Below are 16,342 nucleotides of genomic sequence, written 5' to 3'. Positions count from 1 at the left end.
CGGTGCTTAGCCCGTGTTTCGCAGGCCCGCCGCCACGCCGTTGATGGACAGGTGAATCCCGCGGTGCACCCGCGGATCCGCATTGTCGCCCAGCTTGCGGCGGCGGTGGATCAGTTCCACCTGCAGGTGGTTCAGCGGGTCCAGGTAGGCGAAGCGGTTCTGGATCGAACGCGCCAGCAGCGGGTTGCCCGCCAGCCGTTCGCCCACGCCCGTCACCGCTTCCAGGCAGCGCAGGGTTTCGCCGTGCTCCCCCGTGATGCGGCGGAAGATCCGTTCGCGCAGTTCCACGTCGGCCACCAGCTCCGCATAGCGCGAGGCGATCGCCAGGTCGGTCTTGGCCAGCACCATGTCCATGTTGGACAGCAGGGTCGCAAAGAACGGCCACGCGCCGTGCATCTCGCGCAGCAGCGCGAGGCGCTCCTCGCGGTCACCGTCCGCCAGCCAGCCGCTGACGGCGGTGCCGAAGCCGTACCAGCCCGGCAGCAGCAGGCGGCACTGGCCCCAGGAGAAGCCCCAGGGGATCGCACGCAGGTCTTCGATGCGTCGGGTCGACTTGCGCGAGGCGGGACGCGAACCGAGGTTCAGTTCCGCGATCTCGGCGATCGGCGTCGCGGTGAAGAAGTAATCCGTGAAGCCCGGGGTCTCGTACACCAGGTTGCGGTAGGCGCGGTAGGCGCGCTCGGACAGCTCGGCCATCACGGCCTCGTAGCGCGCCAGGCGGGCGGTGTTTACCTCGTCGGCCGCGTGCGGGACCAGGCTGGCTTCCAGCGTGGCCGCCACCAGCAGCTCCAGGTTGCGCCGGCCGATCTCGGGATTCGAGAACTTCGAGGCGATGATCTCGCCCTGTTCGGTCAGGCGGATCTGGCCGTTGACGGTGCCCGGCGGCTGGGCGCGGATCGCGTCGTAGCTCGGGCCGCCGCCGCGTCCGACCGTGCCGCCGCGGCCGTGGAACAGGCGCAGCTTGACGCCCATGGCGGCGAATACGTCGACCAGCTTCAGTTCGGCCTGGTACAGCTCCCAGTTCGAGGTCAGGAAACCGCCATCCTTGTTCGAGTCCGAGTAGCCGAGCATGACTTCCTGCAGCCGGCCCTGCTTCTCGATGACGCCGGCCACCAGCGGAATCGACATCCACTCGTCCATGATCGCGCTGGCACGCTGGAGGTCGGGGATGGTCTCGAACAGCGGGATTACCATCACGTCGCACGAACCCGAGGACGTGCGCATCAGGCCGGTTTCCTTCTGCAGCAGCAGGACCTCCAGCAGGTCGGACACGGTCTCGGTGTGCGAGATGATGTAGTTGCGGATCGCCCGGCTGCCGTAGCGCAGGCGGATGTCGCGTGCGGCGCGCAGGATCGCCAGTTCGGAATTGGTCTCGTCCGAATAGCTCTCGTAGGGCGAGAACAGGGGGCGCGGCTGCGCCAGCTCGCCCAGCAGCAGGGCGATCTTGCGCTCTTCGCTCAGGGCCGCGTAGTCGCTTTCCGCGCCGGCGCGCGCGAACAGCTCGGCCAGCACGCGCTCGTGCACGTCCGAGCTCTGGCGCATGTCGAGCGAGGCCAGGTGGAAGCCGAAGATGCGCGCGGCGCGCATCAGGCCGGCCAGGCGCGGTGCGACCAGCATGGCGCCGTGGTTGGCGCGCAGCGAAGCGGCGATGACTTCGAGGTCGGCCGCGAACAGGCCGGCATCGAGGTAGGGCGGCGCATGGCCGACTTCCTTGCGCAGGATGTGGTCGACGCCCAGTTCGCGCGCGGTAGCGGCCAGGCGCGCATAGATGCCGATCAGGGCGCGGCGGTAGGGTTCGTCGCTGCGGTGCGGCGAGCTGTCGGTCGAGGCATCGGCCAGCGCCTGCATCTCCGGCGTCACCTCGACCATCAGCGTCGAAGTGGACAGTTCCGCGCCGAGCGCGTGCACTTCTTCCAGGTAGAAGTCGAGGATGGTGGTCGACTGGCGCACCAGCGCATGGCGCATGGTGTCGGCGTTAACGTTCGGGTTGCCGTCGCGGTCGCCGCCGATCCAGCTGCCCATCTGCAGGAAGGAGGCGTCCTGCAGCTGCGGGGCCGGACCCTCGTAGCGTCCCGCGATCTCGGCCTCGATGTCCTCGTACAGGCCGGGCACCTCGCGCAGGAAGGTGATGCGGTAGTAGGACAGGGCGTTGTCGATCTCGTCGGCCACGGTCAGCTTGGAATAGCGCAGCATGCGCGTCTGCCACAGCGTGGCGATGCGCGCCTGCAGCAGCTGGGTGTTGCGCTGCATTTCCTTCGGCGTCAGGCCGCGGTCGCGCTCGGCCAGCAGGCGTGCGATGTCGTGCTCGGCATCGAGGATGCTCTTGCGCTGCACTTCGGTCGGGTGGGCGGTGAGGACCGGCGAAATCAGGGCTTCCTTGAAGAAGTCCTCGACCACGTCCTGCGCCACGCCGGCGTCGCGCAGCTTGCACAGCGCGTGGGCGACGCTGCCCTGGCGCGGCTCGGCGCCGCGCATCAGGTGGGCGCGGCGGCGGCGGATGTGATGCTGGTCTTCGGCGATGTTGGCCAGGTGCGAAAAGTACGAGAAGGCGCGCACCACCGAAATGGTCTGGTCGCGCGTGAGCCGGTGCAGCAGGCTGGTGAGCTCTTCGCCCGCCACCGGGTCGGCGTCGCGGCGGAAGCGCACCGCGGTCTGGCGGACGGTCTCGACGACCTCGTACACGGCTTCGCCTTCCTGTTCGCGCAGCACGTCGCCGAGCAGGCGGCCGAGCAGGCGGATGTCTTCTTTCAGTGGCGCGTCCTTGTCGCTGGAAGCCTGGACGGCCGGGTTGTCTAGTGCAGCTTGATTATCCATATCGACCACAAGTAAGTGTTAATGCCATGGCGGTTGGCCATCGTCTGCAAGAGGGCCCATGCTAAAATTTGTGATCTTAAGCAAGGGCCGGATACACCGGCATCGTCCTGGTGGGCTAGATGACAGTGAAAGAAACCGTGTTGAATGTACCTGAACCGGCGCAGGAAGCGCCCGCGAAGCTGACGCCTTCAAAGCTGATTATCGCATCCCGCGAGAGCCGCCTGGCCATGTGGCAGGCGGAACATGTGCGCGCCCGCCTCGCTGCATTATATCCGCAGTGCAGCGTTGAAATTCTCGGAATGACAACACGGGGCGACCAGATCCTCGACCGTGCACTTTCGAAGGTGGGCGGCAAGGGCCTGTTCGTGAAGGAGCTCGAGGTGGCGATGGCCGAAGGCCGCGCCGACCTGGCCGTGCACTCGCTCAAGGACGTGCCGATGGAGCTGCCTGAAGGTTTCGAGCTGGCCGCCGTGCTCGAGCGCGAAGACCCGCGCGACGCCTTCGTGTCGAACGATTACGCCAGCCTGGCCGAACTCCCGCCGGGCGCGGTGGTCGGCACCAGCAGCCTGCGCCGCCAGGCCCTGATCGCGGCACGCTACCCCCAGCTGGTGATCAAGCCGCTGCGCGGCAACCTCGACACCCGCCTGGGCAAGCTGGACCGCGGCGAGTATGCGGCCATCATCCTGGCGGCGGCGGGTCTGAAACGCCTGGGCCTGCCAGAGCGCATCCGTGCGCTGCTCGAACCCGAGGACAGCTTGCCGGCGGCCGGGCAGGGCGCGATGGCGATCGAGATCCTGGGCGCCACGCGCAGCGACGGCGTCGACCTGCGTGCGCTGCTGGCGCCGCTGAACCACGACGCCACCGCGCGCGCCGTGGCGGCCGAGCGCAAGGTCTCCAAGATCTTCGGCGGCAGCTGCCAGATCCCGCTGGCGGCCTTCGCCACGGTGAGCGGCGCCACCATGCGCCTGCGCGCGATGGTCGCCACCCCGGACGGCCAGCGCACCGCCCAGGCCGAAGTGGCGGGTTCATGGGAGCATCCGGAATTCCTCGGCGAGCAGGTCTCGATCCTGCTGGAGGACCAGGATGCGCATGCGATCCTCGCAGCCTGCAAGCAAGAGGCTGCCGCAGCCGACGCCGCTGCCGCCGCGCCAGGCCAGGATGCCTGAGCGGGCAGTCGTGATCACCCGGCCGCGCGCCCAGGCAGGGGCGCTGGCGCAGGCCGTGGAGGCGCTCGGACGCCGGGCCGTGGTCTTGCCCCTGCTCGAGATCGCGCCGCTCGCTGACACATCGATCCTGCGCGCCGCGCTGGCGCAACTGCGGTCCTATGCGCTGGTTGCCTTCGTGTCGCCGAATGCGGTCGATGCCGCGTTTGCCCATTTGACGGACTGGCCGGCGGGCGTGCCGATCGGCGTGGTCGGCGAGGGCAGCCGCGCCGCCCTGGCGCGGCATGGCGTCACCCCGGACAGCACCACCATCCATTGCCCGCCCGATCCGGCCGCCAGCGATTCCGAACACCTGCTGGCCAGCCTCGACCTGTCCTCATTCGCAGGCCGCCGGGTGCTGATCGTGCGCGGGGAAAGCGGGCGCGAGCTGATGGCCGACACCCTGCGCGCCGCCGGAGCCCAGGTGGAGACGGTAGCGGCCTACCGCCGCAGCGTGCCCGCGCTGGACGATGCGCTGGCGGCCGCGCTGTCCGCCTTGCTGGCAGGGCCAAACGACTGGATAATCACGAGTTCGGAGGCGCTGCGCGGCCTGGCGGACCTGGTGCGCAAGCTCGACCCCGAGGCCGGGATGGACCGCCTGCGCCGGCAACACCTGATCGTTCCCCATGCGCGCATTGCCGAGACGGCGCGCGCATTGGGATGCAGCAGTATCACCCTGACCGGTTCAGGCGACGCACGCTTACTTGCAGCCCTTTTGCCGCGATACAATCCTAAGAATGAACGAACAACAAAATAATCCAGAACAGATTCCCTCGGGTAGCATCACGGTCCAGAAGGCGCCGTCGCGCCCGCCCACGGGGCAGGGACTGATCCAGGCCCTGCAGCGTCCGCTGCCGGCCGCGGTCGCTATCCTCGCCCTGCTGCTGGCGGTGCAGACCTGGACCTCGCACAACCGCATCAACACCCTGCGCCGCGACATGGCGCAGAGCCTGCAGAAGGGCAATGCCGTCAACGCCGATACCGCGGCCCTGGCGCGCGAGGTGTCGGACACGGCCAAGGAGCTGCAGATCAAGGTCGGCGTGCTGGAAAGCCGCCAGTCCGAAGCCCAGACCCAGCAGCTGGCGCTGGAGCAGCTCTACCAGGACCTGTCGAAGAACCGCGACGAATGGGCGCTGAGCGAGGTCGAGCAGGTGCTGAACACCGCCAGCCAGCAGCTGCAGCTGGCCGGCAACGTGCAGGGCGCCCTGATCGCGCTGCAGAACGCCGACCGCTCGCTGGGCCGCTCGGACAAGCCGCAATTCCTGAACATCCGCCGCGCGATCGGCGCCGACATCGAGCGCCTGAAGGCGATGCCGGCGGTCGACCTGGCCGGCGTCGCGCTGCGCCTGGACAACGTGATCGCCCAGGTGGACACGCTGCCGATGCTGTCCGACGAAAAGCCGCTGCTGCCGGCCGCACCGGTGCGCAGCACCCGCAAGAAACCTGCGGAGCCGGCCCCTGCGCCGGAAAACCTCGGCCTGGGCCAACGCATGATCCAGACCTGGCGCAACTGGAGCCAGGAAATGTGGGACGACGTGCGCCAGCTGGTGCGCGTGCGCAGCGTGGACACCCCGGAAGCGCTGATGCTGTCGCCGACCGAATCCTTCTTCGTGCGCGAGAACCTCAAGCTGCGCCTGCTGAACGCGCGCCTGGCCCTGCTGTCGCGTAACGAAGCGACCTTCCGCGATGACCTCAACAGTGCGCAGGAAATCCTGCTCAAGTATTTCGACACGCGCGCCCGCGCCACCCAATCGGTCCAGGCGGCCCTGCGCCAGGTGCAGGCCAACAACCTGACGATCGAGATGCCGACCCTGTCCGAGAGCCTGAACGCGGTGCGCAACTACAAGGCGAAGCAATAAGATGCGGCTCCTTCTCTGGTTAGTCGCCCTGATGGCCGCGGCCATCGGCGTCGCCGTGACGGCGCGCTTCAACCCGGGCAACGTGGTGCTGTTCTACCCGCCGCACCGGCTCGACATGTCGCTCAACCTGTTCGTGGTGGTGCTGGTGCTGCTGTTCGCGCTGGTCTATGTCCTGGTGCGGACGCTGAAATCCACCATGAAGATGCCGGAGCGCGTGGCCGCCTACCGCCAGCGCAAGCGCGAGCGTGAAGGCAACAAGGGCTTGCGCGATGCGCTCAAGGCCCTGTTCGAAGGCCGTTTCGGCCACGCCGAGAAGGCCGCCATGCGCGCCGCCGAGCTGCCCGAGAACGCCGGCCTGGCCGCCCTGATCGGCGCCCGCGCCGCGCACCGCATGCGCGAGCCAAGCAGGCGCGACGCCTGGCTGGCCGGCATCGCCCACGACAACGCCCTCAAGACCGCGCGCCTGATGACGGTGACCGAGCTGCTGGTCGACGACCACCAGCCGGAAGCCGCGCTCGAGGCGGTCGCCGAACTCAACGCCAGCGGCCAGCGCCATATCCACGCGCTGCAATGGTCGATGAAGGCCCACCAGCAGGCCCGCAACTGGCCGGAAGTGCTGCGCCTGGTGCGCATCCTGGACAAGCGCAAGGCCCTGCATCCGGCCCTGTCGACGCGCCTGCGCGAACTGGCCTACGAAGCGCTGCTGGGCGAGCAGGGCCACGACGCCGAATCGATCCGCCGCGTCTGGGCCGGCGTGCCGGCCGCGGACCGCCAGGTGCCCTACATCGCGGCGCGCGCCGCCGGCGCCTTCAATGCGCGCGGCCTGCACGACGAAGCACGCGCCATCGCCGAGGAAGCGCTCAAGGCGAACTGGGACGAACGCGTGGTGCGCGCCTACCGCGAAGCGGCCGGGCCGGCCGGCTCGGCTTCGCTGCTGGTGCAGATCGAGCATTGCGAGACCTGGCTCAAGGAGCGTCCGCTGGACGCCGAGCTGGCCCTGACCCTGGGCTCGCTCTGCCTCAGGCAGAAGCTGTGGGGCAAGGCCCAGCGCTACCTGGAGCAGGCATTGTCGGATGCTACCGAAGCGGCGATGGTGCGCGAGGCGCACCTGAAGCTGGCCCAGATGCACGAGGCGCTGGGGCAGGAGCAGGAAGCGGCGAACCATTATCGGCAGTGTGCGCTGGCAAGCATTCTCTGAGCCTGCGTCCTGCGGCGGGCGGCCGCCGCGCTGCCCGCGCGGCCCCTTCGTCGACGCGACATCCGCTTGCCGGTTTCGCTATAATGACGCACTTTATTGAAACTTCAGCAACCAAGGAATTCCATGAGCCTGAATAACGTCCCAGCCGGCAAAGACGTGCCGAACGACTTCAACGTCATCATCGAGATCCCGATGAACGCCGACCCGGTCAAGTACGAGGTCGACAAGGACAGCGGCGCGATCTTCGTCGACCGCTTCATGGGTACCGCCATGCACTATCCGTGCAACTACGGCTACGTGCCGCAGACCATCGCCGACGACGGCGACCCGTGCGACGTGCTGGTCATCACCCCGTTCCCGCTGCCGCCGGGCGTGGTGGTGCGCTGCCGCGCGCTGGGCGTGCTGAAGATGACCGACGACGGCGGCGGTGACGCCAAGGTCATCGCGGTGCCGGTCGAAAAGGTCCTGCCGATGTACAAGAAGATCCAGAAGCTGGACGACATCGAAGAACTGCGCCTGCAGCAGATCCAGCACTTCTTCGAGCACTACAAGGACCTTGAGCCGGGCAAGTGGGTCAAGATCGAAGGCTGGGCCGATGCGGAAGCCGCCAAGGCCGAGATCACCAACGGCGTCGAAGCGTTCAAGCGCCTGGGCAAGGAATAAGATTCGCTGCTGCGGAAAGGCCGGCGTCCTCATGGGGATGCCGGCTTTTTTTTCGCCGCTACCAGCCGATATCGCGCAGCAGCGGGAAGCTGAGGTCGCGCGGCGGCTTGACCACATGCCGCAGGTCGGCATTGATCGACGGCTCCATCAGCTGGTTCGGCTTGGCTTCGGTGGTGTAGTGCGACACCGTGGAGCCCGGCGAGTGAATGCTGGGGGTGTACATCAGGATGCGCCGCTGCCGGTCGGTGCCCGCCAGCTGGGTCCGGTCGATGCCGAAGCTGGCGATGACCCCCGATTTCGTCCTCGACCGCTGCTGCAGCGCGGCCTTGATGGCGGCGCCGTCGGACAGCGTGATGCGCAAGGATGGAATCCGGATGCCCGGGTCGGTGCCGCTGAGGCCGATGACGTCGCCGGGCACGTTGTCCACCACCAGCATGCCGATGGCGCCGGCCGCCTGCACGTTGCGCGCCTTGGTGACGAAATCGCAGCTGCCACGGTCGACCAGGGCGATGTTGTTGCGCACCGCCAGGGCATTGTTCGCGTTGAGCGGCGTGCAGGCCAGCCCGGCGCCGTTCGGCTGGTCGACCACCGGCATCAGCTGTCCGCTCACGGGCGCCGCACTCACCGGCGGGCCGAAGCTGGCATCGCCGACATAATAGTCGCCCGTGGCGGCCCCGGCATTGGCGCCGCTGATGTCCAGGTTGGAACGTGGCGCCAGCACGCGCGGCACCGCTGCGGTCACGATCGGGCCGTTCCAGGACAGGCCGCGCCAGGTGATCGCGGAGACCCGGCGCTGCTCGTCGGTCATGGCCACCCAGGGCATATTGGTGCGGTTGTTCACCAGGAAATAGTCCCAGATCGAGGGCAGGCCGAAGAACTGCTCGCCGGTCTCGTCGTCGGTGAAGGTCTGGAAACCGAGTCCGTGCGCCATTTCATGCAGCAGTACCGTGACCAGGTCGATCTGTCCGTTGGGCCGGTTGTCGAGGCCCAGGTAGAAGGGCGAGCCGGGCAGGCAATCGGGGAACAGGCCGAGCCGTGAGTTGAAGACCGCGACGATGTGCGGGTCTTCCGGCGCCGTCAGGTCTTCGTCCGCCAGTTTGCTGGCCAGCGCCGCCGGGTACCAGGTACTGGCGCGCGGGGCGTTCTCGAAATCGGTCCAGATTTCATAGGCGCCGGCGGCGCCCAGAACCGCGCCGTTGGCCGTGCAGGACAGGGGCTCGAAGGAGGCCCCGATGCGGATCGTCACGCTGCTGTCGAGCGTGGCCCCCCAGATGCCGGCGGCGCGCTGGAAGGCGATCAGGCGCTGGGCGCCCAGCGTGGTGCCGGTGTTGCCGCCGACCGGCGCGGCCGGGGTCGGGTCGTTGAAGCCTTCGCCCGGCGCGTTCTGGTTGACGATCACGATGGTGGCGGCGGCCTGGGCGGCGCCGGCGCCGGCCAGTGCGGCGGCCAGCGCGGCGGTCAGCACGGCGGTCAGCACGGCGGCCAGGCGGCGCAGGCGTCTGGTGAGCTCAGCGGCTCTCATGGCGATGCTCCTCGGGTTTGGTGGATGCCGGGTGGGCGGCGCCGTGTTTGGCCGCGTGTTCGGCAGCATGCGCGTCGTCGACACATTGCTCGGCAAGCTTGCCGTCGGCGCCGCGGGTGACGACCGAATACACCATGTGGCGCCGCCCGAGTTTTACCGAACGGCTGCCGCCGGGACCGGTGACCATCCTCGGTGCGGGAGCGGCCGCGGCTGCCGCGGATACGCCGGCGCCCGGATGGAGGGCGCGGGATTCCGCCGGGGTCGGCGCGCGCAGTTCGCCGGTATCGGCATCGCGCACCACCACCATGCCCTGTTGCGATGGGACTGTCGGGACTTCTTGTGCGGCGCCGGCGGGCAGGGCCAGCGCGGCGAGCGGCAGGACGAGCATGAATTTCTGCGTGAACATGGCATTCTCCTGAAACGGTAAGGGCGCCTAGTCGGAGGAAGGCGCTTGCGCGGCTTTGCGCAGCCGGCGGGCGCTTGCCCCGACGGCGCCGAGGCCGGCCAGCAGCATCAGGTAGGTCGACGGTTCCGGCACGGCGGTCACGACCCTGACGGTGTCGAGGCCGATGTAGTCGAGCGTGGCGGCGTCGCCCAGGTAGCGGAAGGCGAAGCGTCCTTCTCCTTGGACATCGAGACTGGCCGTCCATTGCGCCCATTGGGCGGGAAAGCTGGCGTCGCCGCCGATGGTCAGCAGCAGGGTAGCGAAGCCGTCGGCACTGGTGCCGCTGCCGTAGCTGAAGCGCACCTCGAGCTGGTCGAAGAAGCCGGGTTCGCTGTCGCGGTTGGTGAAGAAGGACAGGGTGCTCAGGCCGTTCAGCATGAGGGTCGGGGTGATCAGCCAGTTGTCGACCATGCCCAGGCCGTTGGCGGCGCTGAGATAGTTGACGCCGGCATAGGAGTTGGCGGCGCCGGATTGTGCCGGGAAGATGTCGGTATTGCCCTGGAACCAGCCGGTGCCGGGCGGAATGCTGCGGTTGATTTGCGCCCAGTCGGACAGGCTCGCCAGGCTGCCGAAGCCTTCGTCGAGCACGACGACGCCGGCCGCGTGGGCAGGGAGCGGCGCCCACGTGGCCGTCGCGACGAGCGCCGCGCCGGCGAGTGAGATGAGACGTTTCATGATTGCCCTCCAATGCTGAGCCAGAAAAATGATGGTCCGCTCGCGCCTGGCTGACGACGAGGCCATATTGTTTTTATGGTATGAGCAAGGAGATAACAAACATTGAGTTTTATTCAAGGCGGGTGTGCCGATGGACGGCCCAGCTCAAGGGCGGGAAGGGAACTAAATCGGGAAACGAAAACGGCCTCCGCAAAGGGAGGCCGTCCAGGTGTTGCTGAGAAGCGTGACTTACTTCTGCCGCGCCAAGAAACTGCGCAGCCTTAGCTTGCCCACGACCCCGATCGGGAAGAAGTAGATCGACAGGATGAACAGCACCCCCAGCCACAGCATCCAGCGGTCCGGATGCAGGGCCGCGGACAGCAGCGGCACGCCGGCCAGCGCCTCCGAACCGGCCGCCATCAAGCCCTGCAGGTAGTTCTGGGCAATGATGAACAGCGCCGCGCCCACCACCGCGCCGTACATCGTGCCCATGCCGCCGATGACGACGATCAGCAGGATGTCGGTCATCACCTTGAAGCCGAGCGAGGTATCGGGACCGACGTAGCGCAGCCAGAAGGCCATCAGGGCGCCGGCCAGCGCCGCCACCAGCGCGGCCAGGCAGTTGGCCCAGATGCGGTAAGTCATGGTGCGGTAGCCCAGGGCCTCGGCGCGGAACTCGTTCTCGCGGATCGCCTGCAGCACCCGCCCGAAGGGCGAGTTAACCAGGCGCAGCAGGAACAGGAACAGCAGCAGGCAGCCGAAGAACACCAGGTAGTAGCTGAGCAACTTGCCGTCGATCGAACGCCCGAACACCTCGTTCTCGACCAGCGTGAAGCCGGGCGTCAGTACTTCAGGGACGCTGAAGGTGACGCCGTCCTCGCCGCCGGTGAAGTCGGACAGCTGCGAGGCCAGCACGGCGAACGAGGACGCGACGGCCAGCGTGATCATGGCGTAGAAGATGGCGCGCACGCGCAGGGCGAACAGGCCGACCACCAGGGCCAGGGCCAGGGCCAGCAGCAGGGCGAGGCCGAGGCCGCCGAGGGCCGCGCTCCAGGTGGCATCGTCGACGCGCGACAGGCCCAGGCCGACGCCGTAGGCGCCGATACCGTAGAACATGGTATGGGCGAAGGAGACGATGCCCGTGTAGCCCAGCAGCAGGTCATAGGAAGCCACCAGCACGATGTAGACGCAGATCGTGGCGGCGGTATTGAGCGGGCGGGCGCCCGTGGTCAGGAAGGGCGCGAAGGCCAGTCCCAGCAGAATAATGAGCAATGCGGCAGCGAGGGTGCGGCTGCGCGGCAGGTCGCCGGAAAGAAGTCGGTGCAGCATCTGGTTCAACCCCGCATTTTCGAGTACAGGCCGGCCGGGCGCCACAGCAGGATCGCGATCATCAGGATGATGTTCGAGACCAGTGCGACCTTCGGCGCCAGGAAGCCGGCGTAGTTTGTCACCAGTGCCATCAGGAGCGCGCCGATGAAGCAGCCGCCCACGGAACCGAGGCCGCCGATGATGATGACGATGAAGATCATGACCATGATCTCGCCGCCCATCGCGGCATTCAGCGTCTCCTTGTACAGGCCCCACAGCACGCCGCCCAGGCCGGCCAGCGCCGAGCCGGCGGCGAACACGGTGACGAACAGGCGCTTGATGCGGTAGCCCAGGCTTTCCACCATCTCGCCGTTTTCGACGCCGGCGCGGATGAGCAGGCCGATCTTGCTGAGGTTCAGGGTCAGGAACATGCCGACGAAGACCACCAGGCCGACCGCCACCGCGACCAGCCGGTACTTCTCGATCGCCGCGTCGCCCAGGAAGATGGCGCCGCGCAGCGCGGTCGGCAGCGGCAGGGCGATGGTCTCGGCGCCCCAGATCACGTGAATCAGCTGCTCGGCCACGATCATGCCGCCCATCGTGATCAGGATCTGCTTCAGGTGCTGGCCGTAGACCGGCATGATGATCACCCGTTCGAAGGCCCAGCCCATCAGCGCGGTGACCAGCATGGCCACGGTGACGGCCAGCGCCAGCACGCCGAGGTTGATCATCAGCGAATCCATCTCGAGCCAGCCGCGCATCGGGATCAGGACCATGGTGGCGGAGAAGGCGCCCACCGACACGAAGGCGCCATGGCCGAAGTTCAGCACGCTCATCAGGCCGAAGACGAGGGTCAGGCCGCTGGCCATGATGAAGATCATCATGCCCATCGCCAGTCCGGCGACGGTCAGGGTGACCCAGGTGGGGAAGCTGCCGACCAGGGGCAGCATGGCCAGCATCAGCACCGGCACCAGCAGCAGCGGCGCGATGTCGCGCGGCGCGCTGGGCAGCGGCGTGTCCTGGGCAAGGGGTACGGTTGCGCTCATGCTTGTTCCTATTGATGTGAATCGAGCGAGAGGCCGAGCAGGCGCTGCTGCAGCTCATCGTCGCCGGCAAGCTGGGCCATCGAACCGGCATGCACGACGCGGCCGTCGTCCATCACGCCGACCGTGTCGCCCAGCGAGCGGACGAAATTGAAGTTCTGTTCGACCAGCAGGATGGTGGTGTTCGTGTCCTTCAGTTCGCGGAAGGCGGCCATCAGGCTGCCGACGATGGCCGGGGCCAGGCCCTTGGTCGGTTCGTCCACCAGCAGCAGCTTGCGCGGCTCGACGATCGCGCGGGCGATCGCCACCATCTGCTTCTGGCCGCCGGACAGGTTGCCGGCCTGGTAGTTCCAGAATTTCTTCAGGGCCGGGAAGAAGCCGCAGATCCAGTCGACCCGGACCTGGTCCAGCGGGCCGTTGCGGGCGGCCAGGTAGAGGTTCTCGCGCACGGTCAGGTCCGAGAACACGGCCATGCTTTCCGGGACGTAGGCGATACCGAGGCGGGCGATGTCGGGCGTGGCCATCTTGCTGATGTCGCGGCCGTCGAACATGATCGTGCCGGCGCTGGCCTTCCACAGGCCCATGATGGTGCGCAGGGTCGTGGTCTTGCCCGCGCCGTTGCGGCCCAGCAGGACGGACAGGCCGCCGCGCGGCACCACCAGGTCCACGCCCTGCAGGATGTGGTACTGGCCGATATGGGTGTGCACGCCTTTTAATGTAAGCAGCGGTTCGGCGTGCGGATTAGGCATGGGCTGGTTCGGGTGTTCCAAGATAGGCTTCCTGTACGATCTTCGATTGCATGACTTCAGCGGGCTTGCCGTCCGCGACCAGGGTGCCGTTGTGCAGCACGATGATGCGGTCGGCCAGCGCCCGCACCACGTCCATCTTGTGCTCGACCAGCAGCACGGTCTTGTTGCGCTCGGACTTGACCGCATGGATCAGGTCGAGCACCACCGGCACTTCGTCCACGCTCATGCCGGCGGTCGGCTCGTCGAACATCATGATGTCCGGCTCCAGCGCCAGCAGGATCGCCACCTCCAGCTTGCGCTGGTCGCCGTGCGACAGGGTGCTCACCCAGGCGTCGCGCTTGCCGACCAGGGCCACGCGCTCCAGGTAATGCTCGGCGCGCGCGATCAGTTCCTTGTGGCTGGACCAGATCGAGAAGAAATTCAGGCCCATGCCGGCGCGGCTCTGCACCGCCAGCCGCACGTTCTCGGCCACCGTCAGGTTCGGGAACAGATTGGTCAGCTGGAAGGCGCGGCCGATCCCGAGCCGGGTGCGGCGCGCGGCGCCGGCCCGGGTTACGTCCTGGCCGTTCACGAGCACGCTGCCCGAGCTGGCGGGCAGTTGGCCCGACACCAGGTTGAAGTAGGTGGTCTTGCCGGCCCCGTTGGGGCCGACGATGACCGTCAGGGTGCCGGGATAAAAATCCGCCGTGACCGCATTCACCGCGACGTGGCCGCCGAAGCGGATCGTCAGGTCGCGGGTGGACAAGGAGGGCTGGGTGCTCGGTGTCGTCATGTCAGCGCTTGTTCCGTACCGGCAGCGGCAGCTCGGATGCCGGAATCTCGCGCACCAGCTCCAGCAGGTCCCATTCGTGCTTCTGGTCCTTCTTGATGCGGAAGTGGTACATCGGCTGGATCGCCTGGTGGTCTTCCTTGCGGAAGCTCATCCGGCCTTTCGGGGTGTCGAAGGACAGGCCCTCCATGGCCGCCACCAGCTCGTCGCCGTTCTTCGCATTCGGCGCCTTGCTCAGGGCCGCATGCACGGCGCCGGCCGCCGCCATGCCGCCGGCGGTGAACATATCGGGCGGCATCTTGTAGCGCTTGGTGTGCTCGGTCACCAGCCAGTCGTTCATCTTGTTCTTCGGGAAGGCGTAATAGTAATAGATCGTGCCTTCGGTGCCGGCGAAGTTCTTCCAGGTCTTCATTACCGGCAGGATGTTGCCGCCCGGGGCCAGCGCGATGCCGAAGCGCTCCGGCTTCATGTCGGCGATCTTGTTCATCGGGTTCGGCCCGGCCCAGACGATCTGCAGCACGCGCGGCTGCGGCTTGTCCTTCAGCTTGTCGAACAGGCGCTGGGCCGGCGCGGTGAAGTCGGTGGTGGTGGCCGGGGCATATTCTTCGTGCACGACCACCGCCTTGCTGCCGGTGGTTTTCAGGGCCTCCTTGCCGGCTTCGATGGCGTCGCGGCCGAAGGCGTAGTCCTGGGCCAGGAAGCCCACGCTGCCGCTCTTGAAGGTGCTGGCGGCGGCCAGCGCGTCCTGCATCGAGCTGCGCGCGGTGCGGAAGATGTACTTGTTCCACTTTTCCTGGGTGATCGCATCGGCCACGGCCGGCTCGACGATCAGCACCTTCTTGTATTCCTTCGCCACCGGCAGCATGGCGATGGCCGAGCCCGACGAGGTGGTGCCGACCGCGATGTCGACCTTGTCGTCGCCGTAGGCTTCGGCCAGCAGGGTGCGGCCCAGGTCCGGCTTGGACTGGTCGTCCTTGACGATGACCTTGATCTTGCGGCCATTGATCTGCATGGTGCCGCCGGTGAGGTATTCGAGACCCATCATGAAGCCGGTCTCGGTTTCCTTGGCATAGGCTTCGAGCGCACCGGTCTTGCCGGCGATGAGGGCGATCTTCAGGTCCTTGCCCTGTGCGTACGCGGTGGGCGCCGCGCCGGCGGCGAAGGCCGCGACGATCGCCACGGCCAGGGGCTTGATCAGGTGGTTCATGTGGTCTCCTTGTGTTTCTCTTTACGGTAGCTTGGACAGGAACTGTCGAATCGCGTCCAGCGCTTCCGGCTCGGTGAGCATGGGCGCATGGCCGACGTTCGGCACTTCGGCGTAATGCAATTCCGGTGCTGTCTTGCGCATCCAGTCGGCTTGTTCCTGCTCGACCAGGTCGGACAGCGCGCCGCGCACCAGCAGGGTGGGGCGGCGCCGCGCCAGCCGGCGGAAGGCCATGCGCGCGGCCAGCGAAGTCGGACGCAGTTTCCCGGTCTGGAGCGCGGTCGCGATATTCGGATCGTAACGCAGCGCCAGCTGGCCGTCATCATTCAGTTCAAACGCGCGGCGCGCCCACTTGCCCCATTCCTCATCCGAATTGGCGGGGAAGGCGCAGGCGTTGATGTCGCGCAGGTAGCCTGCCGCTTCGTCCCAGGAACCGACCGCGTTGCAGCGGCCTGCATAGCCCGCGATGCGCTGCAGGCCGCGTACCGACATCACGGGACCGATGTCGTTGAGGATGGCGGCGGCGACCAGGTCGAGCCGGCGCGCCGCCAGGGTCATGGTGATCAGCCCTCCCATCGAGGTGCCGACGAAGACCGCGCGCGCCAGCCCCAGTTCGTCCATCAGCCTGACGATGTCGCCGGCGTAGACGTTCGGGTTGTAGTTGTCCGGATTCGGGTCGCGCGCCGAGTGGCCGCGGCCGCGCACGTCGACCGCGATGGTGCGCCGGCCCATGGCGGCGAGGATCGGCGCGAGTTCGTCGAAGTCGGCGGAGTTACGCGTCAGGCCGTGGATGCAGATAACCGGTTGGCGCGCCTCGGCGGCATTGCATGCGTAGTCACGCGCATACAGCTGCAGGCCGTCATCGCTTGCGTAGCGGATGTCAGAGTAAGTGGACATGGGCCCCGTTTGATT

The 16,342-nt window shown here is 67.4% G+C and carries 15 protein-coding genes; 5 read left to right on the top strand and 10 right to left on the bottom strand.

Features of this window, described 5'->3' with window-relative positions; translation table 11 throughout:
* Window positions 1–6: 6 nt before the first annotated feature.
* A complete protein-coding gene (ppc, locus tag AC56LK_RS11785; protein ID WP_497184699.1) occupies window positions 7–2,814 on the bottom strand; it encodes a phosphoenolpyruvate carboxylase in 2,808 nt (935 codons plus the stop codon).
* A gap of 179 nt (window positions 2,815–2,993) precedes the next feature.
* Here ppc and hemC point away from each other — a divergent pair, with 179 nt between their 5' ends.
* The 5 genes from hemC to ppa all read left to right on the top strand — a co-directional run bounded on the left by hemC (window position 2,994) and on the right by ppa (window position 7,736).
* Window positions 2,994–3,980, top strand: a complete 987-nt coding sequence (hemC, locus tag AC56LK_RS11780) for a hydroxymethylbilane synthase (RefSeq protein ID WP_497184832.1) — start codon at window positions 2,994–2,996, stop codon at window positions 3,978–3,980.
* Complete coding sequence (locus AC56LK_RS11775) at window positions 3,973–4,773, top strand: uroporphyrinogen-III synthase (RefSeq protein ID WP_497184698.1); 801 nt, start codon at window positions 3,973–3,975, stop codon at window positions 4,771–4,773. Before hemC ends, AC56LK_RS11775 begins: the two co-directional genes overlap by 8 nt.
* Complete coding sequence (locus AC56LK_RS11770; RefSeq protein ID WP_497184697.1) at window positions 4,754–5,875, top strand: uroporphyrinogen-III C-methyltransferase; 1,122 nt, start codon at window positions 4,754–4,756, stop codon at window positions 5,873–5,875. The genes AC56LK_RS11775 and AC56LK_RS11770 overlap by 20 nt, the downstream gene beginning before the upstream one ends.
* 1 nt (window position 5,876) lies before the next feature.
* The gene (locus tag AC56LK_RS11765) at window positions 5,877–7,073 is read left to right on the top strand and encodes a heme biosynthesis HemY N-terminal domain-containing protein (protein ID WP_497184696.1); all 1,197 of its coding nucleotides are present in this window, start codon (window positions 5,877–5,879) and stop codon (window positions 7,071–7,073) included.
* 123 nt (window positions 7,074–7,196) lie between these two features.
* A complete protein-coding gene (gene ppa, locus AC56LK_RS11760) occupies window positions 7,197–7,736 on the top strand; it encodes an inorganic diphosphatase (RefSeq protein ID WP_436106697.1) in 540 nt (179 codons plus the stop codon).
* A 58-nt stretch (window positions 7,737–7,794) separates the two neighbouring features.
* On the opposite strand, the gene AC56LK_RS11755 is transcribed toward ppa, so the two are convergent.
* The 9 genes from AC56LK_RS11755 to AC56LK_RS11715 all read right to left on the bottom strand — a co-directional run bounded on the left by AC56LK_RS11755 (window position 7,795) and on the right by AC56LK_RS11715 (window position 16,327).
* A complete protein-coding gene (locus AC56LK_RS11755) occupies window positions 7,795–9,258 on the bottom strand; it encodes a PA domain-containing protein (RefSeq protein ID WP_497184695.1) in 1,464 nt (487 codons plus the stop codon).
* Window positions 9,245–9,664 (bottom strand): post-PEP-CTERM-1 domain-containing protein, encoded by a 420-nt coding sequence (locus AC56LK_RS11750; RefSeq protein WP_497184694.1) that lies wholly within the window; start codon window positions 9,662–9,664, stop codon window positions 9,245–9,247. The genes AC56LK_RS11755 and AC56LK_RS11750 overlap by 14 nt, the downstream gene beginning before the upstream one ends.
* Window positions 9,665–9,691: 27 nt before the next feature.
* Window positions 9,692–10,378 carry a choice-of-anchor J domain-containing protein gene (locus AC56LK_RS11745; protein ID WP_497184693.1) on the bottom strand — a complete coding sequence of 229 codons (687 nt, stop codon included), beginning with the start codon at window positions 10,376–10,378 and terminating at the stop codon, window positions 9,692–9,694.
* 228 nt (window positions 10,379–10,606) lie between these two features.
* Entirely contained in the window at window positions 10,607–11,686 is a 1,080-nt protein-coding gene (locus AC56LK_RS11740) for a branched-chain amino acid ABC transporter permease (protein ID WP_497184692.1), read from the bottom strand.
* Window positions 11,687–11,691: 5 nt separating this feature from the next.
* Window positions 11,692–12,711 carry a branched-chain amino acid ABC transporter permease gene (locus tag AC56LK_RS11735; RefSeq protein WP_497184691.1) on the bottom strand — a complete coding sequence of 340 codons (1,020 nt, stop codon included), beginning with the start codon at window positions 12,709–12,711 and terminating at the stop codon, window positions 11,692–11,694.
* A gap of 8 nt (window positions 12,712–12,719) precedes the next feature.
* Window positions 12,720–13,457, bottom strand: a complete 738-nt coding sequence (locus AC56LK_RS11730) for an ABC transporter ATP-binding protein (RefSeq protein ID WP_497184690.1) — start codon at window positions 13,455–13,457, stop codon at window positions 12,720–12,722.
* The gene (locus tag AC56LK_RS11725; protein ID WP_497184689.1) at window positions 13,450–14,229 is read right to left on the bottom strand and encodes an ABC transporter ATP-binding protein; all 780 of its coding nucleotides are present in this window, start codon (window positions 14,227–14,229) and stop codon (window positions 13,450–13,452) included. Before AC56LK_RS11725 ends, AC56LK_RS11730 begins: the two co-directional genes overlap by 8 nt.
* Window position 14,230: 1 nt before the next feature.
* The gene (locus tag AC56LK_RS11720) at window positions 14,231–15,433 is read right to left on the bottom strand and encodes a substrate-binding domain-containing protein (RefSeq protein WP_497184688.1); all 1,203 of its coding nucleotides are present in this window, start codon (window positions 15,431–15,433) and stop codon (window positions 14,231–14,233) included.
* A gap of 21 nt (window positions 15,434–15,454) precedes the next feature.
* Complete coding sequence (locus AC56LK_RS11715) at window positions 15,455–16,327, bottom strand: alpha/beta fold hydrolase (protein WP_497184687.1); 873 nt, start codon at window positions 16,325–16,327, stop codon at window positions 15,455–15,457.
* Window positions 16,328–16,342 lie beyond the last annotated feature (15 nt).

The sequence above is a fragment of the Telluria sp. ZB4P36 genome (genome assembly GCF_059685865.1).
The sequence above is the reverse complement of the archived record's forward strand: the minus strand, read 5'-3'. Positions and strand labels throughout refer to the sequence as shown.